Genomic DNA, 22,542 nt, shown 5'->3' on the forward strand with positions numbered 1-22,542 from the left:
ACTCATCCTCGACAAAATTCAAAAATATGGCTAGACAACGCGTCTGAGCTTTGAAATAGCTCTGGTTTCCTGCTGTTCGGTACAACAGCAATATCGTAAATCTGTTTTACATCACCCGTAAAAGTCAAATTACCTACCACCTCACCTGTATTTACATTCACTAACCATATTGCGCACACACTTTTCCCATCTAATAATCTTGGGTTTGCTTTAAAGCGAATATGCTCTTCTGATTTACGTAATGTACTCGTACCGACAAGCATCAAGTCACCAAAAAACGTCATTCCCCTTGTAAAACCTTGCAACTCACATAAAACTCTATTAGTACCTGACTTTGGATCGTATACATGAATATCGCCATCTCCAGATGCACAATAATACACCTTGCCTGCGTGGCATCTTGGCGAATGTGGCATTGAAATACCTGATTTGATGACCTTATTTTCAACGACATCAATAAGCACCCCTTTATTCCCTAGCTCTTCACGCCAACCTTGTGCTGTATCTGATTCACTAAAGGCTGTAGCATAACGAGGCACACCATCTAACAACGCCATGCCATTTAAATGGCATCTATTTTCCGGCTTCAGTTCTGAAATAAACGACGGCACCCAAGCAGCGACAAAACTATGGTCAGGACTTAACTTACTTAAACAAGAGAACATCGAGTTAACTACCCACAAACCATCATTACCCCAACAAATATCATGGATGTTGATCATACCTGTTGATAAAGTCGCTCTTTCTATAAACAAACTGTCGGCTGCCTTTACACTTTTGACTTGTTCATCCCACTCTTCACGAAATTTGGGGCTATCTCTGAGTTCATTATCTTGTAATTTTTTTGGCAACTCTTCATAACGATCAAGGTTCCCATTAATAACATCAGCATAACCACTTGGTGTTTTTTGAAAGTCGATTACTTGATTTAGTGTTCCAAGCGTGACCCTATTTTCGTCGGCATAAAGTCCCATTGGTCTTGGAAATGCCTTTAATTTTGTTTCTAGTTTGCCATTATTGGAACGCACTAAAATAACACGTTGTGATTGATAACTTGTCGCAATCAACGATATGCCCAACTGAGCCAATATTTTTGGGAAGTTGTCACTGTGGGTGCTACTAAAATCTAACGGTTCCATTTCAGTGCTCATTAATTTCACTACCTTTTGATCTAATCAAAGTTACACTCTTTATATTATTTTTATTAACTACATGTGCAGGCAAAATATTTTCAACCATCGTTAATTTTGTTAACGGGTATTCAACTCCGCATGCTTTTAGCTGTGCCACAACGCCTGAAACAATAGCGGCTGATGATGAGGTGCCACCAAAATTTACATACCCATTAAGTGACGTTGATTCAATTGAAGAAGGGGCGTAATAATCAACACATTGCCCATAATTAGAAAACTCAGCAACATTCCCATTTTTATTTATTGCTCCTATAACAACCACTGAACTTAATGCCGATAGATGATTGACTTCACAAGCTTTCTTACCCGAATTCCCTGCTGAAACAACGATAATAGGTGCATTTGATGCAGATGCAACATTCTCAATTACCAGTGACGTAATACCCGATAATAACGGTAAAACCCAACTACAGTTGATAACATCCGCTTTCATCAACTTAGCGACCTGAAATGCCAATATTATAGAAGATGACCATGTTGAAACTTGCCTGATAGCTATTATTTCACTAGTCGGTGCGAAACCCTCAACCCCTACATTATCTTGCTTTGCAGCAATAACTCCAACAACACGTGTACCATGATAATCAGTTGGGTTTTTAGCACTGGTTGCCAGTGTTTTTTCATCAGGGTCATATTCAAACAATACTGTTAAATCATCAAACTCTGGGTGAGTAAAATCAAAGCCGTCATCAATAATTGCAACCCGCACAGTATTCTCTGGTTTATCGCATAAAGGAGCATTTTGTGACACAAGCACGCTGCTAGTCTGCGTGCTTGTTCCTGACGTAACTAACTTTGTGACAGGTGCAATATCTGGTTCGATCTCTAGCACATCTTGATGTTTGCTTAACGCTAAATAAACATCAAAAAAATATTCGGATCTAGGTGTTACCCAGTAAACCAATTCACTTCCTATATTAGCGATTACTTGAACTTGTTTTATTTCATCATGTAGCTGTGAGATCTCATCGACTGATAGCAAAGAGAGTATTATTATTTTTTTGTTAAAAGCGTACATCTTCCCTGCATCATCAATCAAAAAATTACTGTCATGCTTGGCAAATACAACACTACCTTTAGAGCTTTTAAATTGCAGCTTGTCTAAACTCGCCTGAGCAGATACATCTCTTGCAAATAAGCACACAACTATAATTAAACAGCTGAAAACAATATGCCAATTAAGGTATTTCAACATAAGTAAATAACAACCAACAGAGCTCTTTCAAACAACATATAACTTACTTCCTGCACAAACATAATCGTTTTTCATTATATGTAGAATACAGATTTCAAACTAAAATCTGTATTCTCACACATCAATTTCTTGGTGGATAAATTCCATCTAGTGCAATGCAAAAGTTTAACGCTAAGCTAGGTTGCATATTTTCATGCCGCTGACTCTTACCTGACGATGCTAAACTGCTGCTACTCATAGCACTTGTATTACTATCCAGTGGCGCAGTATATCGCAGTGCACCACCTGAGGAGGCAACGTCTATTGCAAGTTGATTATCACTTGGTTGGTCAGTATTACCAGCTTGAAATACACCTGAAATAACATGGTCATGCCTAGGCAGCTGTATGGGGGCCAGCGCTACTTGGCTAACACCACCAAAGGTAGAAAATGGCCGAGTCGTTAGTCCTATCCCTGATCCCGCATGCATTGGTGCTCTGCCTTGTAAATCAGGGACTCCAAATGTTGTTCGTCCATCACCACCGAAATTAGTTCCCAGCAAACTAAATAGCGCTGTAGATTGTGAAATACTGAGTATTTGCCCTGCGCATTTAGCCCAAGCTCTAGGACTATACGTAAGACCAAATATTCTAATTTCAGCCATAAATGGTTCAGCCATAATATTTCTCCTTTAATTTCTTGATGGGAAGAGGCCGTTGAGGCAAATAATAAAATGTATAGCCAAATAAGGCATCATATTAGTATGCGGCTCATTAGCACCCACAGTTTCAACTGCAGCGTCATTTAGTTGCTGACTTTCTCCCGTGACAGCGCCTGATATATAAGTTGACTCAGTTGCAGGGCTTCTCGCCAAAACATTACCAATGGCTGTAGATGTAGTTGCACGATTATTATTTGCCTGCAAGCTATGGGTGTGTGCTGGCATCTGCTGTGGTAGAAGCGTCACTTTTTCTACGCCAGCCTGACGCGCTATAGGGTAAGGTTGTAATCCTGGGCCTTGCCCAAAATGTACGGGTACACGCCCTCTTAAATCAGGCAGCATAAATGACGAGCGCCCATCACCGCCATATTGTGCGCCAATCAATGCAAATAACACTTGGTTTTGACTTATTGAAAAAGTAGACCCGCTACAAAATGCCCACTGCCTAGGTGAGAATGTAGTAGCAATCATTTTTATTTCACCGACAAATGACTCAGACATGCTAGTTTCCTTTTTTAATTTCTAGCTGGAAAGGTACCTTCCAGTGCAATACAAAAATTAAGTACGAGTAAAGGTTGAAGATTAGTATGTGGCGACCCACTCCCGCTACTACTAACAACATCCTGAGCAAGTTCTGTCAAATCTAACGATGAACCGTATACGAAAGGTTCAGCTGAGGTACCCTTATTATCCTTTGATTCAGAAAATATACGATCTGTAAACGCGGGGCTATTAGCGGCTATGCTAGCCGTAGCTTTTACTGCATGCGTATGCGCTGGCATTTCATCTAACGTTAACCTAACCGTTTCCTCCCCTGAACTATCTCCAGCATAAAAGGGACGGTTTTCAGTGCTCAAAACCCCACTACCGATAGGCGTGCGCCCCCGTAAGTCCGGTAACTTAAAATCACTTGTTCCGTTACCACCGAACTGAGTCCCTAATAGAGCATATAGTGCCCCATTCTGTGTAATTGCGATAACTCCACCATTACAGAATGCCCAATCTTTTGGGGCAAAATCAAACGCAAATGGTCGTATTTCAGATATAAACGGATCAGCCATATAAATCTCCCTACTCACTTTTATTAAACGAATAATTTAGTCTATTAAACACGAAGTACTATTTTTGTGTCGTGATGTATATCTCATACTCAGTTTCGCTATTTGGTGATAAAAACAGCTCTGCATCATTAAATGCATCGTGTGTGAGTCGATATGTGCCTTGTTCTAAAGGTTCATTTGCAGAGCCTTTAAGCAAAACACGAAATGCATCCCATTGTTCCCCATTCAGTTTTGTTCTATCAACTGATGATACCTTTAACTCTACTTCACCATCTTGACCAGCAACTTTAACAATGGATCCTTGTGCTCTTTCAACATTTTCAAACGTAAATTTTTCCATATTCAACTCCTGTGTTTAACTTCGCTTAGTCACACACCACTCATTAATTTCACTGGGTGTGGGTACCACGCCATAAATTCATATGGCGGGCTAATTGATTCAACTTGAAACCCTAAACGCGCATATAACTGCTTAGCAGCAAAATTATGTTGCTCAACGGTCAGTGTTAAAGGTGCACCAGATTGTAATGCGGCACTTTGAAACGATTGAATTATCGCTGAGCCAAAACCATGCCCTCTCGCACTTGGTAAAAAGCCAATATCGACGATACGAATTTCATTTGGGCCAAAATCAATGGTTGCCTTACCGATTGCTTCATGATGTTTTTCAATAATGAAGTACATTGCGTTAGGAAATTTTTCACCATACCCTTGTGTTTGTGCTTTAAATTGCATTTCTACAATTGACTCAACAAAATCTTTTTCGCCATCAATTAACTGTAAATCTTGGCGCATTGAACTATGCAGTTTTTCTAAAAAAGGCTTATCGTTTGCATTTGACGGTCTTATATTTAAGCCCTTAGGAATATTAAGTTTCATTACCTCTTTAGCTCCTTAGCTTATTTTTTACTGCAATATGTTTTTCTTTAGAGTTCATAATTAAATCCAACAACCACTCATTAACATTACAGTCTATGACTAGGTTGATTCTTGGTGTATCACCGGTATTTATTACAGAATGTTCCGCATCGGCATTTATATACCAACAATTGCTCTGATTCATTGGAACTTTTAAATCATCCACTAAAAATTCAACATGTTCTGATGTCTCTAAAGAAATATGAATACGTGCCTGGGCTGATAGCTCAATACTCAATCCAAGGTCTCGGTGGGGTTTAATCAAAGAGTTGGGGGAAAGGCGCATAAGCCGTGCAGATAAAATATTACATTTAAATTGTGACAATAACTCACTAATAGAAGGTAAATATTGAAGGTGATCGCCATCAATAAAACTTGAGCTAGACTCAATTGCGAAAGATTGCAGAATCACATGCTTATCAGCATGTTCAACAGGCACTCTTAAAGGCAATACATCCCAACCGCCCTGATAACACTGGGTATTAACATGTCTAACCCATTCCAATTTTTTTGCTACAACCAAATCGGCAGACATCTTTTTTACATTATAAAAAATTTCAAGCTTGGCAAACGAAATGACTGGAGAGACTATATTTTCACCAGCATTAACAACTTCAGGAATAAGTATGTCATCATTCATTATTATTTATTCTCAAACGAAGAGAATGAATGAGCAAGTATTTAATCTTAAAACAAAACGTACACAAGGTGGGGACAAGATCGATTTCTGTATGTATATTGTCGCGGTATGTTGAGCTACTTTCACTAACTATAACGGCTTTAGCACATGACTCTAATTGCATTTTAAGTAAAGACTTTAAATAACAAATTATTGGTTTTGCGCGCCGTAAACGCTTTATAAGCTGCGGACTATGTTTTTCCATACTTAAACATTCCTTTGAGCTTTTATTACAGTATAAAATTCTATCGCAAATTAATACTACATTCAGATAACATAATAGCCCACAAGACGTAGAACACAATTTTTTAGTTCTATTATTTTTAATAATCACTTACTTGAAAAGTCTACCAACTTATTTTTAACAATAAGTTATACATAAGTTTGGCATAAGTTAAAAATAAAAAATATTACACCCTATTACACGGCATTCTTTTTTATTCATAGCGAGTCTTTAGCTACTTACTTAATGGAGTCATGTTTATGTATTGTACAATACGAGGTGTATCCCCCTTATTTGGACAACTACCGTGCGGTAATGTATGTCGCCAAACAATTAAGCTACCTGCTTTTGCAGCCAATGGAGTGCTGTGGCATTTATCGAAATTAAAAGAATGTGGATTAGTATTTTTAGGTAGGTTAGCCAGCCAGTTATCTATTTCTTTATGAAAGCCAGGTACACAACTGAATGCACCTTGCTCAGCGGTAACGTCAGTAAGGTACAACAACCCTTGCGTTGCAAAGGTGAGTGGTTTATTAAAGTTTATATCCCAGTGAAGATTTGGCCCAGGAAACTGCCAACTTTCTGTCTGTGGTGGATTAAAACTAAGTCTGTCAGTGCTTACTATTAAGTTTTTTCTCCCCCAGAGTTGCTCAAAAACATCTCGAACTTGAGGAAGAGAGCGTATAACTTGCATGGTTATATCATTAAATATTTGTACCATAACCCCCTGTTTAAGCGCATGACAGCTATACCATGAAGCGGGGTTGTTTTTATCCATTTTCAAACGTTCATAAAGCATATTACAAACGTCTTCACATAATTTTTTTGGCACCAACGCTGGAATAATAACATAACCATTATCATCCCAGCTTTGCCACTGCAGTGGCGTTAAAATAGAGTAACGAGGTGTCTCTACTGATGCTGTTTCATTTTTTATGTCTGTTTCCTCAAAAAATGAAACAATGCTTTTATTAAGCTGATTTCTTTTTGCGTTTGAAATAGCTCTGCCATGCACTTTTTTTACCCAATTTTCAAATTCGAAAAAACTATCACTCGCAAAAATAGACTCTATAGTCGGTGTGAGCCCTAAGCCTAGAGTGTCCATTATCATGACATCAAGCGACCATTCGTCTTCTATTATTTTTTTATCCGCACAGCCTTGTTTTTGTAACTGTACTTTGTGCCACATTCGCTTTAATTGAAATAGACCTAAGCCTCCAGTTTCTTTATAACAAGGAAGTGTGCTCTGCGCTATTGTGTCCGAAGGTGGCACTTTTGCTATCAACTCATTTTGCATAATAACTCCTTTTCCTTGCCTGATTTCAGACAACTAAAACACCTTAAATTGATTTATTAACGCTGACTAAACTTAATTAGAATAGAGTGCTATATTATTGCAAGCAACAATTGTTGTAGATAAATACAGGGAGCGATATGGATACTGAGTTACTGAACAGATACCGTAATGCGGTTACACATTTGCTAAATGAGCCAGGTGATGCTGGGTTGATGAAGCCTTTTATCAACGATTTAAAAAATTACTTAGGGAATATTACGTCTATATCAACTGATTTAGATATGAATGACTGGAATGATGAAAATACATCCCAAGGCGTTGCAATTTCTCCCGTACAAGCCGCTAAATGCACTGAAGAGACTCTTCGTACGCAAATCTTTATGCAAGGTGTTAAATTCGCTATTGAAGAACGTTTAAAAGCAACGACTGATGATATTCATATTCTTTATGCCGGTACAGGCCCTTATGGTACGTTACTTATTCCTTATTTAAGTGTTGCCACAAACCCGCGCATAAAAGTCACTCTCATTGACATTCACCTAGAAAACATCAGTGCAATTAAAAAGCTAGTAAAGCACTTTTCAATCACCCAAAACATTGTTGCAATCACGTGTGATGACGCAACGCGTTGGCAAGCACCAGACTCCCAGCAATTTGACATTATTATTTCTGAAACCATGACGGCTCTTTTAAAGCGAGAACCCCAAGTTTTTATTTTTGCTCATTTATGTCAATACCTGAGTGAATCTGGCACCTTGATCCCACAAAAAATTTCTTTAAAGGCATGGCTAACACATTTTAACTCTTTAATGCAGACAGAAGATAAACCGAGCACTGACATACTCTTAAAAGAGTTTTATTGCTTAAATATCGACGAAGCTAAGCGTTTAAATACGGGAGATACATCCGCCTTTAAAGGCAGTATGCTGATCCCAAATGGCGTTGAAACTAATTACAGACTAAAACTAACAACCGATATTCAAGTATACAAACACCTTAAATTGACCGAAAACCAATGTAGTTTGAATATACCACTGACTTTTTTACCTCATGATGCGCAGCTTCGTGGCGGTGAAGCTATTCATTATGAATATATAATGCCCAAATGCGCAGACTTTATATTTAAATTCCCCATAAAAAATACAATTAAAACAGAGACTAAATTAGCTAAATTTACAGATCTTAATAATTTAGGTTTACCAGGCGTAAAGCGTATGTTTGAGCGTGCACAGGCAGCTAAATGCGGTCACTCCTTCAGCATAGCCGACGATGAATGGGCATTATGGACCAAGCTATTAGATTCATTAGCACTACCATACCATGAAACGACAGCTGCACTTTATCAAAGCCAACGTATTGAAGAATTCGAACATTGGTTAAACATTAATAGTAATCTAACACCATCATGATGATTAACTCTAAACACAACACAGATAAACAGTTAACAGACGTTAATAAAATTTTAGCCTTTCTTACTAATATTGGCATAAAGCACCGATATGAAACACTAGATGAAAAAACTTTTTTGCCTGGCCTTAAAGTAAATAATGGTACTTTATTACTTGATTTTGAAAAGGGATTTTATCCTGGTGACATTCTCCATGAAGCAGGTCATATTGCGGTTACCTCTGAAACAACAAGAACCTGTTTAACTGGGGATATGAAACACCATGATCATCAAGCGGCCGAGGAAATGACTGCAATTGCATGGTCATGGGCCGCTGCCTGCTATTTGGATATTGCACCCGATGTTTTATTTCATGAAGAGGGTTATAAGGGTGCATCGGCGAGTCTTATAGAAGCCTTTAGCACTAACACAGGGTTTGGTTATCCCCTTTTATATTCATGGTTTATGTGTGAACAGCCGAATCACCCTAACGGTTATCCAAACATGTTAAAGTGGCTAAGAGATGACGCCTATACCCAAGCTCAACTAAAAAAATTACGATTATAACTATAAGGAATATACGTGCTTGATAAAAACCTCACTCCAGAGCAACTTACAATAGTATGTGCTGATCTAGCCCATCTAAGATTAATAGCCGATTTAAAACTGGCACCTACAATCCCTTACTTTGCCGAAAAACCTTATCCTATTGGCCGTTGCAGAGAGATAAGAGATGAAGTATTCACATTATTACAAACGCAAATACCAACAACAAATAAACCTGGGCTTAGCTTGTTAAAAGAGCTTATTGCACAAGGCTCCCCATTGCAAAAAGCGTGGGGCTCTTTACGGGATGAGTATTTTCAAAACGCATTTATTTTGGGCCCTTGGTATATTGATGTTTCTAACGACACCGTAAATGCCAACAAACCCAGAATAGAAATTTTGCCTTTAGCAACATCAAACTTTACGCCCATCAAAGATTTTACTCAGTTTATAAAAATAGCACGGTCCTATTGGAAAGTAGATATTTATAGGAATGATGTTTGCCCCGCACTTGCTCCCTACATGCCACTACTATGTGTAGGCACTAATGGGGCTAGCTGGCTTGGGGCTGCGAACGACGACATGCTAAATATTGCAATTAATAGCAACTTTAAAGAATCAAGGCTTATTTTGAACTCTTTACCACGTGCTCCCGTACATATTATGCAGCGCTGGCAAAAAGTATTAGCTGGTTTTAGTAATGATCATTTGTTAGTACACGAAGGTGATCCCATCAAATATTGTGATGTTTATGCTAAAAGCTCATCTAAACCCGATCTAGTAAAGCGCGATGCAGCCGTTATAGCCTATTCATCTTTACCTAAATCAGTGTAATAAAAAGTTTAAAAGCGCAAGCTGCTTAATGAATCACTAGGGCTTGTTGACCTTTCGTGATTGATTTTGCAGCAGTATGTTTGGTCTTTAGGCAAGGCAGCGCCTATGGTGTGTGGTTGTTCCCCATAAATAGGCGATAACGCAGTATAAATGACAAACATGCGCTGCCCAAAGGGTTCTTCCTAGGGGCGATTGACTCTTTGTTGCTCGATTTTTACTTAGCCCGCTAGGTTACAAACCTCGCGCCGCGATTAAATCGCCCCTAGGTTGAACAAATTTCAACCCACAAAGGTCAACACGCCCTAGCAGACATTTTTATTAACCAAGTATACTTAAACATCATACATCGCGAACAACAGCACGCATTTTTAAAATTTAACTTCTAGAGGTTGTTATTGCTAATAAATTTGCTTTATTAATCTCTTTTTCATGACTAAACGATAAAAAAGCTGCTATTGTTAATTTATCTTAAAATGACTTCAAGGACTGGATCATGAATCAACACACAGCACATGAGTACCTAAAAAATAAACCTCTGGTCATGGTTACCCAACCTTTCGGCCAAGAAGTTGATGTATATAAAGTGAACCATAAAATGTTTGCAACACTATCCGTCGGAAACGAAGGGCAAACAGATGAAAATGGCAATTTAATCTGGTGGATGAATTTAAAATGCGATCCAGACGAAGCCCAAGCACTGCGTGATATTTTTCCGTCTGTCATACCGGGTTATCACATGAATAAACGGTTATGGAATACTGTTATTCTTGATGGCTCAATCCCTAATGGGGAAATTGAACGCATGATAGATAATTCTTTTAATTTAGTGGTCGCAAACATGCCTGAAAAAGACCGTAAAGCAATTGAAATACATCTATAAAAAATTGATATAAACTGCACTGTTCAATTTATTTGCTCAGTGCAGAGTAATCTATAATGATTGACACTAAACATTCCCTCTAACACACGCTAAAACACTATTTCGAGTTAATACCGGCCAAAAGTAAATACTTTCTTGCGTGACCAAGTACCTGCAGCAATACTAGGGCGTGTTGACCTTTCGTGATTGATTTTGCAGCAGTATGTTTGGTATTTAGACAAGGCAGAGCCTATGTCGTGTGGTTGTTCCCCATAAATAGGCGATAACGCAGTATAAATGCCAAACATGCGCTGCCCAAAGGGTTCTTCCTAGGGGCGATTGACTCTTTGTTGCTCGGTTTTTACTTAGCCCGCTAGGTTACAAACCTCGCGCCGCGATTAAATCGCCCCTAGATTGAACAAATTTCAATCCACAAAGGTCAACACGCCCTAATAAATCACCTGCGTTCACCATTAAATGACTTACGAAAGTATACCGTAAACATGACTGCCCTTTTGGTAAATTAATATCAGTTTTATTCACCGCTATTTCAAATATTTTGTGCCTATTTATTCGCTTTTAATAATTAAACCTTTAGTTGCCAGTAACTGCTTATTGGCTCCCATACGTATAAGCAATCCGCTATTTTTTAAATTTTAACTCGTATTTCAATGGTCCTTAAAGGTTTACCACACCTTTTAGCTAACTGAGCATTCGTAACATCGCGATCTTGCTCACTAATATACACGACAAAGGTCAATATTTTATTAGAGAGTGTAAAAGGCGGTGTATATTTGGGCATTATTTGTATTCATTGCTTAGGTGTTAAATTGCAGTGTGATAGTTAAAGTACCACTTTAAAACTTTATTTTTACAGCAAGCCCGCTATTTAATTTAAGTCAAATCCATAAAAAAACCGTTAATTTGATTGCTCAAATTAGCGGGTTTTTTAGGGTTTTTAAATCAACGAATTTAAAAACCTATATTAGTGGAGCTGCCCCGTCCGCAAAGCCTCGATTATTATAGGCCGTCAATAAAAACAATGGCTTACTTTAAAATCAGAAACTTAGTTTCTTATGCTATTTTTTAAGGTCTTGTGTAATTTTTTGAATTTGGACATTATGTGGACACATAAAAAACAAGGAAAGTTATGAGTTTCAACTTATTCAAAAAACACCTTAAGTACACAATTTGTATTATGGCAACAATAGTAGCGCTTATGAAGTTTTTCTATTTCATAGATGACTACAGTGATTCATTTAAGAGCAATATTGTTCCTGAAATAGTAGGGATCGCAATTGTAACGGGTATTTTAATCCGAATTCACTTTGTACCTATTTATATAATTCCTAAACTGATTTAGAATCGCCACTCTAATCTGTTTTAAGGAATTTCATGAAAAACCTGATTGTTATATTTTCATTACTTGCTCTGTTATGTACTGCAAGTTTTGATGCTGAAGCACGTAAAAAGTTCGGTAGTAAAAAGCGCGGAAAAACCCCTGAAACCCAACAAACTGCACAAAAACAACAAACCGACACCAATACTGTCGCTCCAGCAGCTAAGCCAAAATCAAGCAAAAAAGGCATGATGGCGGGCATCTTTGGTGGTTTGTTAGCCGGAGGCTTAATCGCCTCAATGATGGGTGATGATTTCGAAGGTATGCAAATTTTAGAAATGATCGTAATGGCCGGTATTGCCTTTATCATCTTTAAACTTGTAATGGGCATGATCCGCCGTAAAAATGCCCCAGCGATGGCGCATGCGCAAGGTACATTTAACGCGCCACAAATGAAACAAGCCGCACCAGAGCAAGCGACTGCTACAGGTTTTAGTCAAACGAATAACGTGCCTTTTAACCTGCCACCTAATTTTGATACCAATGGCTTTTTACAAGGCGCTCGTACTCATTACCACACTTTACAAACAGCGTGGAATGAAGCTGATTACAGCACGATGGCTGAGTATTTAAGCCCTGAGCTAGTGGCAGAGTTTAAAGCTGAACGCGAAACAATCCAAAGCGTAGCGACTGAAGTCATGTTTATTGATGCCGAGCTTGTTCGTGCTGATACAAACGCACAAAAATGGCAACTGAGTGTTCGCTTTAAAGGTAAATATCGTGATTTAGGTGATAATAAAGAAGAGCCTATCCTAGAGATTTGGCACTTAGAGCGCGGCACTGATAATGACGCACCTTGGTTAATAGTTGGCGTAGAAGATTTAATTGATTCATAAAATCTAATCACTAAAAACAAAAAACCGCACAACATAATGTTAGTGCGGTTTTTTATTATTTAAATAAACGCTATTTATATAAACGATGTAATGTAAATATAATTACTTACAAACGTCTGCAACAGCATTTGCAAAGTACTCAATGTTTGTATCACTGATACCTGCCACGTTTACACGACTTGAACCAACAATATAGATTGAATATTCTTTTTGTAAACGATCGATTTGCGCTTTATTAATACCTAAGAACGAGAACATACCGTTTTGGCGATCAATAAAAGAGAAGTCTTGTGCAATCCCTTTCGTCGCTAGGTTATCTTTAATAAGCGTACGTAAACCATTAATACGGTTACGCATTTCATCAAGTTCGCCATGCCACATTTGTGTAAGCTCTGTGCTACTTAAAATAGTATTTACAATGTCAGCACCGTGCGCTGGTGGCATTGAATAAATACCACGCACCACACTTAACAGTACTGAATTTGAAATATCAGCCGTTGCAGCATCTTTAGCGATAATAGAACATGCGCCAATACGTTCACGGTATAAACCAAAGTTTTTAGAACATGAAGAACAAATAATTAGCTCATCAACCGCATTCGCTAAAATACGTAAGCCGTTTGCATCTTCTTCAAGGCTTGAACCAAACCCTTGGTACGCAATATCTACAAGTGGTGTAAAACCAACATCTTTAGCAAGCTGCGCTACAGTGTTCCACTGTGTTTCGTTTAAATCCATACCACTTGGGTTGTGACAACATGCGTGCAATAAAACAACATCACCTTTAGGCACTTGCGTAAGGGTCTCTATCATTTCATCAAATAATAAATCTTTATTTTCGTAATCGTAGTACGGGTATTCTTTAACTGTCAGACCAGCGGCTTCAAACAAGCTGATATGATTAGCCCAAGTAGGATTAGTAACCCATACTGTTGCCCCTGGATTACAACGAACAATAAACTCAGCAGCAACACGCAGTGCACCTGTACCGCCGGGCGCTTGTGCTGTACGAACACGGTTAGCTAATAACGCTTGGTGCTCACCTAATAATAGGTTTTCCATTTGCTGACAGTAATCTAAATTACCTGCCAAACCAATGTATGATTTACTGGTTTCATTTTCTAGACGAAAGGCTTCGGCTTTTTTTACTGATTTTAATACTGGCGTATTACCTTGTTCATCTTTATAAACACCCACCCCTAAGTCAATCTTATTTGGGTTAGTATCTTGCTTATAGGCCGCCATAAGGCCAAGAATAGGATCTGTTGGTAATGGTTTTAATACTGAGAACATTGACTATCTCTTTCATTATTTAGGGGTTAGCTGTTGCACTTAGCTTAACATAAAAGGTCACTAGATTGACTAGTGTTATTTACACTAAAAAGTGAGGAATTTTAATACAGCAAGCAATTAATAGCGCTAATGTTTGTTGATTAAAAAATTCGTTATTGAAGGCCTCACCGTCAACAATACCCACACAACGATTTTCACTGTCAAAAAGCGGTAAACACGCTTCTGATTTAACTTTAGGATCACAAGTATAATACTCTCCACCCGCAGCCAAATATTGCTCAACATTGTTTATTACACGGCCTTTACTGCTCAGTGCAACCTGTACATTATTACTACCCGCTGCAAATGCTTCAGTAAGTGGAAAAAGAGGCCTACTTGGTGCGCCAAAATAAGCCAATTTCAGAAGCTGGGCGCCCTCTTGCGTTTGCGTATTTTGATAGATACCGTACCAATCAACATTCGTTTGACTTACAACATAATCAACGATGAGTTGTAATGTTGCCAACTTATTAGTGGTGTGCTGATCTTGGCTTACATAATCAGTTAACTTAAATGGCTCATCTTGTAAGTAACCAAATAAACTGCACGTCCCACCTTCGCCTAATTCAGGTATTTGATATTGCCAACGTACAGAGGGCAACTGTACCTGATGCCCAGTCAAATGCTTTTCAAGCTTGATAAGTTCCGCAGAGACTAATTGAGGTGACACATCTAATTGTGCCAGCGATAAATAAGAAGAAGCCATTTAGCCGTCCAAACATCTAAAAAACAAATCATAGCATGACAAATGACGTTCGACTAGGCTTGTAGCGATGTTAATCTATAACACATTTCTATTTGATTCCCAGATGCGTTATATGACACCTGTTCGGCTATTTCTTCAAGTAGTGATAACCCACGACCATGTTCACGCGTTAAACTATGTCCGTTGTTATTATCGGCGCTAAAACCATTACCTGAGTCACATATAGTAAAATAAACACACAAGGTTTCCGGACAATAACGCATATCAACAATGATCATCGCACCTGTTAATTTTTCTAGAGCGACTTCTCTTTGTTGGTAATACTCCATAAAGCCATCTTCTTGATTTTTAATATCGGAATCTAATCCCAAAACACCATGATCGAGCGCATTGTTATACGCCTCAGATAATAATAAAAAGATGTTTGACCGGTGCGCTTTCAACCCCCCGACTCGGGTAATTACATCGACTATCTCTAGTACCGGATCGGTTTGCTTTATTTGCGTTGAGTTTAAACTTAATGAAAAGTTAAAAGGTAGTGGAGAGTAGCTTTCTATTTCTTTTTTTGGTGCAGGCACAGCTAAACAGTTAAACAAAACTAAACTTAAATCATCTTGCTGTTTAGTGCCATGTGCAAAGTTTGTCACATGTTTAATCACCTCATTACTTGAGATTTGCGCTTTACTTGCTAATACCTCTATAAAGCGCTGCTCACCAAAATAGTCGTCGTATTCATTGGTGGTTTCAATAATCCCATCCGTCGATAAAACCAGCCGCATGCTGGGGTCAACTTCAAAATGAATCAACTCGCGTTCAAACTCATCGGTTTCTAATATACCTAAAGCCATATGTTGCGATTCTAATGTTTTTAAAACGTCTCCTTGTTGGTTAATTAAATACGCATCAGGTAAGCCACCTAACCAAGCCGAAATGCTTTTTCCTGAGCTACTTAACTCAATAATATTTGCAGCACAAAACATATGACCAGGCAATAGTTTAGCTAAAACTGTGTTTACTTCATTGGCAATATCGCTTACTGCCATGCCTTTACCGACCATGGTATAAAATACTCTAGAAGCAGGTAAGGCACCCACGGCAGCCGCTAAACCATGACCAGTAAAATCTCCCAACATACAATATAAACTACCAATAGGGCTTTGTGCCACTAAACACATATCACCATTAAACATTGATGCAGGCGAAAGGTGAAAATCTATATTTTCAGTAAATGCATGTTGATTTTCGAGCGCATTATTAAATATATGCTCAACTATTTCATGCTCTCGTTCAGTTTGATTATAGTGATATTCTAATAACTTATTTTGCTCGTGGGCCTTCAAGCTCAGTTGTCGAGTACGGCTATGAGCTTTGATTTTTGCACTTAAAATAGCCTTATCAAAAGGCTTATTAATAAAATCATCCCCTCCCACCGCTAAGCAACGTTCAAAACTGCCTTTTTCTTCTAATGCCGTAATAAAAATAATAGGTAAATAAACATCACTACTTAATTTTTTTATCCTTGCTGCTGTTTCATAACCGTCCATTATTGGCATTAAAACATCCAACAAAACAATGTCTATTGCTTCTTTTTCTAATAGCGCTAATGCTTCTACACCGTTACCTGCTAATAAAACATTGTAACCCTGCTGCTCCAGCATAACTTTTAATAGTGTGCAATTTATGGGTTGATCATCAACAACAAGAACGCGCATCATCAGTCGATATCAAATTTTTTATCAAAACGAGATATCTGCAGAATTTTTTTCAATTGCGGTTGGCAATTACTAATATGAATCGCGTTAACAGATGTCCCCAATGTTTTTTTCATGTTAAGTAACATACCCAACGCCGAGCTATCCATATAGTCGGTTTCGCGTAGGTCTACAACCACCCTCACTGTAGTATCATTTATACCAGCGTAGGCTTGGCGAAACGATTGAACCAAATTAAAATCAAACTTCCCTTTAATTTGAATCGTTAGTGTAGTGCCATCCGCTGAGGCACTCTTACTTAAACTCATACTCAACTCCTGATCAGATTATCCGTTCTTATTGCTTTAAATATAACTGCTTAAAAATAATTAGCCAAAAATAAAAGCACCTAAGCGCAAATTTGTTATTAGATTTGATATTATAGACGTTATTGTTATTTAACTTTTTTCACCGCAGGCTAAGCATGAGTGATAGTAATCTCGTTTATTCAACCGAAACAGGGCGCATCAGCCAACCAAAACCAACTAAAGAAATTGAGAGCAAAATCTTTAAAGATGGCGCCCTGCGCATCGAACGCCAAACAAAAGGCCGTAAGGGCAAAGGCGTTATGTTGGTCACCGGCATTGATAGCGAACAACACGACTTAAAAAAACTCGCTAAAACTATTAAAAGCAAAATGGGCCAAGGCGGCGCAGTAAAAGACGGCATCATAGAAGTACAAGGCGACGACCGCGACAAACTTAAAGCCATCCTAGAGGCACTTAAATTTAAAGTAAAAATTGCCGGGGGATGAGCCGCTGGGTTTATAAATGCGCTGCTGATATACAAAAATACGCAGCGATTACCCCTGTTACCCAACGCAGTGGCAAGAAAGAATGAATACATTGGCGATACTCGTGCACTAAATTTTTAAGGCAAACATTTGTGGAATGGGCAGGGTTATCTGTGCGTTATTCATTTTGGGCTAAAGCATATTATCGGCAGCAAGAAACCAAAGAAAAACCCCATAATACTATCATCAGATCATTGTCATTTAAGTGGATACGAATCCTATTTAGGTGCTGGAAAACACATACGCCCTACGATGAATCAACTTACTTAATGCATTGAAAAGTAAGGGATCACCGCTGTTAAAATTTGCGGTGGAAAGTGAGCTTTAGCGCTTGCTGTCCACATCAGGGCGTGTTGTTAGATGCGTATTTTACACAAACCGTAAACTTTTGAGCTAATTTTACAAGCATGTAACTGACAATAGGAAACAGCGGTGTAAATAATATAAATATTAAGAAGAGTCCACCATCCATTAGACCTGCTTCAGTATTCCTTAATGGAGTTATATAAATAGCTATCAACACAAGCGCAAAAGTAAGTGGCCCTGTAAATAAGGTAATTACTAATTTAGATACAGTATTAAGTTGTTGCTCATATGACTTTGCATAATATTTACATACTAAAAAAGAAATATAGAAATGAACAAAAAGAAAAACACCTAAAACTAGATAACCCACCAAACCTCCCTATACGTATAACGAGGCTGTAGAATAACTCGTTTTTTAATTTATTTTTATTGATGCTTCAACCATAGCTGAGTTCCTATTTTGGTTCAATCGGTTACTTCGATTTTACATAAATATAAAAAAAGGATTTAGTGTTGTTTTAATGGGCGTTTTGGAAGGGATTGCAGGTGTGTGAGTGGTTTATTTGAGGTGATAAGAGTTTACCCTATTTGGGACTGTTGAACTTTGTAGTATGTATATTAACGCCAGTATTGGTAGCCAAAGCGAGAAATACAATGATAATACTTTATATCAAGCAAACTTATTTGACGTTTTCTTGCGATAGCCATATGACATTCTGTTTGTTTTTTGCACTAATTTAAAGCAAGTAAAAAATATGGAAAATACAAAATTTAGGATGGATGTCATCTTTGTTATTTATTATATTTGCGATTGCCAAACATTTAGTTTCTCCTCACTAGAGTAGACACCGCTAATCCCAACAGCTAGTGAGTTGGAAAAAGGAATTAAAGCTAGACTATTTATACCACATCGAAAAGGAAGCTGCTCGTGTGACTGCGACACAGCGCTCATTCTTATTTGCCCCGCGAGTTCGTCTAACCAACAATAAAAAGTCATTCTCACATTAGGCTTTGCGTTTGTATAAACATCCTTACTATCACGTAAAAAAGCAATGATTGATCCTTCGGTATTACCTAATGCGTTTATTGCAAAAGCCATCATATTCTCTTGAGCTTCAACATTAATTTCACTAGATACAATGACTCTCAAAGATCCAGCCAATTCCTCTAAATCTGAATGCATTTCAATTTAAACCTCTAGCACACATAACGAGGCTGTAGAATAACTCGTTTTTTAATTTATTTTTATTGATGCTTCAACCATAGCTGAGTTCCTATTTTGGTTCAATCGGTTACTTCAATTTTACATAAATTTAAAAAAGGATTTGGTGTTGTTTTAATGGGCGTTTTGGAAGGGATTGCAGGTGTGTGAGTGGTTTATTTGAGGTGATAAGAGTTTACCCTATTTGGGACTGTTGAACTTTGTAGTATGTATATTAACGCCAGTATTGGTAGCCAAAGCGAGAAATACAATGATAATACTTTATATCAAGCAAACTTATTTGACGTTTTCTTGCGATAGCCATATGACATTCTGTTTGTTTTTTGCACTAATTAAAAGTTAGTGCGAAATATAGAAAATACAAACTTTAGGATGGGTGTCATCTTTATTTCTTATTGAGAGATGTTTGGATCAATATTCATTACGGGAGATGAACCGCCCATTGCGGACCCGCATGATTGGTGGTGTGGGGGCTGGAGGTTAGAGACCTCCGGCTACCCGATTATGCGTATTTTAACCTAAACTCTGTACAAGCTAACTGCTTATTATTTAATACAATAAAGTTAGGGACATTACCAATAGGCTCAAAGCCTTGTTTTAACAATACATGCTTTGAAGCTGGGTTGTTTTCTAATACTTTAGCTTCTAAGGAACGAATGCAAAATTTTCTTTTTGCAATATCAATTAGTGAAGCCAGACAAAAGCTTGCATAGCCTTGAGATAAAAAACGTTTTGAAACCCTATAACCGACAACAGCTTTATTAGTGCTAATATCTCTTAAATTGGCTCTTGCGACAATTTCATTATTTTTAATAAGTAAACCACAAAACGCTGTACCAGAATTTACCTTATTAAGTTCTGCATCAATGTGGTTTCCGACACCTTTAGCCGAATAAAAATCATGTCCTCGAGGCTCAATTAATGATTCAAACCATGATCTATTTTCTAGCTCGAAAGCTAATAATTTCTCCAAATGATCTTTAGATAACAGCTCAAGTTGCATTGAAACTCTCTATACGCATAACGAGGCTGTAGAATAACTCTAACAGCCAAATTCAATTAAAAAACGAGCTCCTGTAATTAACTCTAAGCGTTTTTAAAGCATTAGATAATGCATTTGGAACCCATAAAACAGGCTGTTTTTCTTAAAAAAGAGTAATTCTACAGCCACAACGCCGCAATAAGCGGACTAAAATAGTGGGTTATAATGTGTAGCGGAGCGAAACGTAACCCACTGTTTTAGTTCCGTTTAATTGCCTTGTTAGTGCTTTATTCTGCATTATCCTTTTCTTCGGAAGAAGTTATTATAGAATGAATAGTCATTCGCATTAACACCCACCAAGCATAAATAGGAGCTTCAGAATAAGCCGCATTATCAGTCAATAACCCATGAGCTACTTCATTTCTTAAGTTTGGCCCTATTGAATTCGTAAATAGAGCTGTTAACTCAAAAAGATGGTCTTGCCCAAATACTTCTAAAGACTCAGGCATATCTAATAGTGTACTCAAACCTTTTTCATGCTCTATACCAGTTTTATCTAAATGAGTAGTATGTGCACCTGCTTCCTTTAACTGTTCTCGCACAATTTTTTCTAGTTGAGGTGCGAGAATGTGAATAGCAGTTGAAAACTCAAATTCAAGGCCTAACCATAGTGCATGCGAAATCAGGTGTACGCTAGATTTCGGTATCAATGGGCTGTAATCGCACATTTCAAAAATAAAATTCTTACTAAAACTGTGTTCACTCAATATCTGGTGTAGAGCAGGAACAATTGCAAGCTTGACGTTTAATTCAATATTTCGTGAGAATGTTCTAACCATATTGTCGAAAAGAGTAACATTTACAGATTCTTGGTCGTCCCCTAAACCAACAGATGGAGTTTTAGCTATAACCCGACCATCGCTTGCATATTGCGTTGAACCAAAGAAAGAACTAAGAAAATTTGAATTCATACTTTTCTTTTCTCTTTCCATTAAAGAGTCATATTTATCTACATTACAAATTCCAGAAAAATAAACTAATGCTTCGTATTCAGAGCCTTTCCCAGCAACATGAGATTTAGACAACTGAGCAACTTCATCCGCTCCTTCAATTGGTGTTTGAAAAAGTCCCATTTCATTTAGGGTGTGCTTACCTGATTCGTTGAGGCCATGCCTTAGCTTTGATATTCTTTCATCAATAGAATACTCCTCACGATATTTTGCTGGCACCTTTCTATATGCATGTATAGCATTCTCAAATAAGCTATTAGCTATTAATTTTGATCCCGCCCCAAGATTAAAGTGGTTTTCTGCATCCAAAGCATACGATTCCGCAGCTTGAACCAATGTAACTACATGCTTGTCCTCATTTAAACTTTTTTTGTATTTTCTAGAACTAAGCTCAAAATAACGAATAGCATCTTTTAGATGGCCTTTTGACTTCAAAGATTCACCGAGACTTTCTAATCTCTCAGCTATATTTAAGTTGTGTTCTTTTAATGCATTTAGGTTTTCAATGAGATCAGCGATAGAGTAAGCAATATCTACAAAATCTTCTGCGTTATTGTTGAATGAAGAAATTATTATCTCCTCGATTTTGGTAATTCTCTCTCTATCGTTAAGTTGTCTTGCTAATCTATATGCCCTTTCGATTTCTTTTTTCCCAGCGTGTCTCCACGTGTCTACTTTGATTCCATCTTTTATATAAAAATCGATTGCACATTTAGCATGTGATGGCTTTTTAGGTTTACAGCAAATCCATAATAAATCGTATACTCTCGCTTTTAAAGCAACATGGCTAATGCGTTCCACTAAGTTAGCTAAAATTGTTAATTCACTCTGAGAAAGATCTGCTGGTAATGCGGAACGTCTACCATCTGCCATTTGCATTAAAGGCTGAAAAGGTTCGTTGTTACTTTTGGGGGTAAGCATCATCGATGTAATGTTTTTAAAAAGAGACAATACATTTTGTTCTTCTACAGCGTAATCTCTATCTTCTCTACTGCTTTCACGACCAAATTCTGTTGATAAACTTTGTAAGCTTTTACCCCCTTCATTTTCAATTATATTTTGAAGAAAACCAAAATCACTTATTTCCATTTATCAGCCTTAACATTATTTATAGTTGTATTTTTTTGAAATTCGCGGAGTAATAATAGATTAACCGCAAGAGCACTAACATTTTAGTATTTATGCGACACGCAGTTTGTGTTGCATAATCGCTTGTTGGACTGAGGCGCTACCTGCTCGGTGTGTTCGCGTTGGTATTGTTTATGCTATGGGAATTTGCTTTTTATGGCCTAACCGATATTTAGCCAATTTCA

General features: G+C 37.7%; 22 protein-coding genes and 1 pseudogene. 7 read left to right on the forward strand and 16 right to left on the reverse strand.

The features are described 5' to 3' along the window. Window positions 1–2: 2 nt before the first annotated feature. From HJP15_RS15690 to HJP15_RS15730, 9 genes are all read right to left on the reverse strand, one after another. Window positions 3–1,151 carry a TIGR03032 family protein gene (locus tag HJP15_RS15690; protein WP_249365880.1) on the reverse strand — a complete coding sequence of 383 codons (1,149 nt, stop codon included), beginning with the start codon at window positions 1,149–1,151 and terminating at the stop codon, window positions 3–5. Next, window positions 1,141–2,388, reverse strand: coding sequence for a S8 family peptidase (locus HJP15_RS15695; RefSeq protein WP_170174104.1), 1,248 nt, complete (start codon window positions 2,386–2,388; stop codon window positions 1,141–1,143). The genes HJP15_RS15690 and HJP15_RS15695 overlap by 11 nt, the downstream gene beginning before the upstream one ends. Before the next feature lie 121 nt (window positions 2,389–2,509). Further along, window positions 2,510–3,046, reverse strand: a complete 537-nt coding sequence (locus HJP15_RS15700) for a phage tail protein (protein WP_170174105.1) — start codon at window positions 3,044–3,046, stop codon at window positions 2,510–2,512. Between the two features lie 12 nt (window positions 3,047–3,058). Beyond that, entirely contained in the window at window positions 3,059–3,589 is a 531-nt protein-coding gene (locus HJP15_RS15705; protein WP_054205192.1) for a phage tail protein, read from the reverse strand. Window positions 3,590–3,603: 14 nt separating this feature from the next. Further along, the gene (locus tag HJP15_RS15710) at window positions 3,604–4,149 is read right to left on the reverse strand and encodes a phage tail protein (protein ID WP_170174106.1); all 546 of its coding nucleotides are present in this window, start codon (window positions 4,147–4,149) and stop codon (window positions 3,604–3,606) included. 58 nt (window positions 4,150–4,207) lie between these two features. Continuing rightward, window positions 4,208–4,489 (reverse strand): DUF6916 family protein, encoded by a 282-nt coding sequence (locus HJP15_RS15715; RefSeq protein WP_054205190.1) that lies wholly within the window; start codon window positions 4,487–4,489, stop codon window positions 4,208–4,210. Window positions 4,490–4,518: 29 nt separating this feature from the next. Next, window positions 4,519–5,028, reverse strand: a complete 510-nt coding sequence (locus tag HJP15_RS15720; protein WP_054205189.1) for a GNAT family N-acetyltransferase — start codon at window positions 5,026–5,028, stop codon at window positions 4,519–4,521. Between the two features lie 7 nt (window positions 5,029–5,035). Beyond that, entirely contained in the window at window positions 5,036–5,707 is a 672-nt protein-coding gene (locus HJP15_RS15725) for an aspartyl/asparaginyl beta-hydroxylase domain-containing protein (RefSeq protein ID WP_170174107.1), read from the reverse strand. A 497-nt stretch (window positions 5,708–6,204) separates the two neighbouring features. Then, window positions 6,205–7,266 (reverse strand): phytanoyl-CoA dioxygenase family protein, encoded by a 1,062-nt coding sequence (locus tag HJP15_RS15730; protein ID WP_170174108.1) that lies wholly within the window; start codon window positions 7,264–7,266, stop codon window positions 6,205–6,207. Window positions 7,267–7,403: 137 nt separating this feature from the next. On the opposite strand from HJP15_RS15730, the gene HJP15_RS15735 reads away from it, so the two are divergent. From HJP15_RS15735 to HJP15_RS15755, 5 genes are all read left to right on the forward strand, one after another. Further along, a complete protein-coding gene (locus tag HJP15_RS15735) occupies window positions 7,404–8,675 on the forward strand; it encodes an SAM-dependent methyltransferase (RefSeq protein WP_170174109.1) in 1,272 nt (423 codons plus the stop codon). Beyond that, window positions 8,672–9,220, forward strand: a complete 549-nt coding sequence (locus HJP15_RS15740; protein ID WP_054456084.1) for a hypothetical protein — start codon at window positions 8,672–8,674, stop codon at window positions 9,218–9,220. The genes HJP15_RS15735 and HJP15_RS15740 overlap by 4 nt, the downstream gene beginning before the upstream one ends. Before the next feature lie 15 nt (window positions 9,221–9,235). Further along, on the forward strand, window positions 9,236–10,033 hold the full coding sequence (locus HJP15_RS15745) for a hypothetical protein (RefSeq protein ID WP_170174110.1): 798 nt from the start codon (window positions 9,236–9,238) through the stop codon (window positions 10,031–10,033). Window positions 10,034–10,526: 493 nt separating this feature from the next. Further along, complete coding sequence (locus HJP15_RS15750) at window positions 10,527–10,913, forward strand: MmcQ/YjbR family DNA-binding protein (protein WP_054205182.1); 387 nt, start codon at window positions 10,527–10,529, stop codon at window positions 10,911–10,913. Window positions 10,914–12,287: 1,374 nt separating this feature from the next. Further along, entirely contained in the window at window positions 12,288–13,127 is an 840-nt protein-coding gene (locus tag HJP15_RS15755; protein WP_054205180.1) for a Tim44 domain-containing protein, read from the forward strand. 102 nt (window positions 13,128–13,229) lie between these two features. Here the strand turns inward: HJP15_RS15755 and HJP15_RS15760 are convergent, their stop codons facing one another. From HJP15_RS15760 to HJP15_RS15775, 4 genes are all read right to left on the reverse strand, one after another. Then, entirely contained in the window at window positions 13,230–14,420 is a 1,191-nt protein-coding gene (locus HJP15_RS15760; RefSeq protein WP_054205179.1) for an amino acid aminotransferase, read from the reverse strand. Window positions 14,421–14,499: 79 nt separating this feature from the next. Then, complete coding sequence (locus HJP15_RS15765) at window positions 14,500–15,165, reverse strand: GAF domain-containing protein (RefSeq protein WP_170174111.1); 666 nt, start codon at window positions 15,163–15,165, stop codon at window positions 14,500–14,502. 53 nt (window positions 15,166–15,218) lie between these two features. Further along, the gene (locus tag HJP15_RS15770) at window positions 15,219–16,880 is read right to left on the reverse strand and encodes a fused response regulator/phosphatase (RefSeq protein WP_170174112.1); all 1,662 of its coding nucleotides are present in this window, start codon (window positions 16,878–16,880) and stop codon (window positions 15,219–15,221) included. Further along, on the reverse strand, window positions 16,880–17,185 hold the full coding sequence (locus HJP15_RS15775) for an STAS domain-containing protein (protein WP_054205177.1): 306 nt from the start codon (window positions 17,183–17,185) through the stop codon (window positions 16,880–16,882). Before HJP15_RS15775 ends, HJP15_RS15770 begins: the two co-directional genes overlap by 1 nt. A 155-nt stretch (window positions 17,186–17,340) precedes the next feature. Between HJP15_RS15775 and HJP15_RS15780 the strand changes: the two genes are divergently transcribed. Together HJP15_RS15780 and HJP15_RS22435 are read left to right on the forward strand one after the other, a co-directional pair. Next, window positions 17,341–17,670 (forward strand): SUI1 family translation initiation factor, encoded by a 330-nt coding sequence (locus tag HJP15_RS15780; protein ID WP_170174113.1) that lies wholly within the window; start codon window positions 17,341–17,343, stop codon window positions 17,668–17,670. Then, window positions 17,664–18,037: pseudogene (locus HJP15_RS22435) on the forward strand (transposase); the annotation flags it as partial. The gene HJP15_RS15780 and the pseudogene HJP15_RS22435, both read left to right, overlap by 7 nt. A 777-nt stretch (window positions 18,038–18,814) precedes the next feature. Here the strand turns inward: HJP15_RS22435 and HJP15_RS15785 are convergent. From HJP15_RS15785 to HJP15_RS15795, 3 genes are all read right to left on the reverse strand, one after another. Beyond that, entirely contained in the window at window positions 18,815–19,198 is a 384-nt protein-coding gene (locus tag HJP15_RS15785; protein ID WP_170174114.1) for a hypothetical protein, read from the reverse strand. Between the two features lie 541 nt (window positions 19,199–19,739). Then, complete coding sequence (locus HJP15_RS15790; protein WP_054205174.1) at window positions 19,740–20,240, reverse strand: GNAT family N-acetyltransferase; 501 nt, start codon at window positions 20,238–20,240, stop codon at window positions 19,740–19,742. 266 nt (window positions 20,241–20,506) lie between these two features. Then, entirely contained in the window at window positions 20,507–22,318 is a 1,812-nt protein-coding gene (locus HJP15_RS15795; protein ID WP_170174115.1) for a DUF7380 domain-containing protein, read from the reverse strand. Between the last annotated feature and the right edge of the window lie 224 nt (window positions 22,319–22,542).

The organism is Pseudoalteromonas sp. NEC-BIFX-2020_002 (assembly GCF_013002825.1).
GTDB lineage: Bacteria > Pseudomonadota > Gammaproteobacteria > Enterobacterales > Alteromonadaceae > Pseudoalteromonas > Pseudoalteromonas neustonica.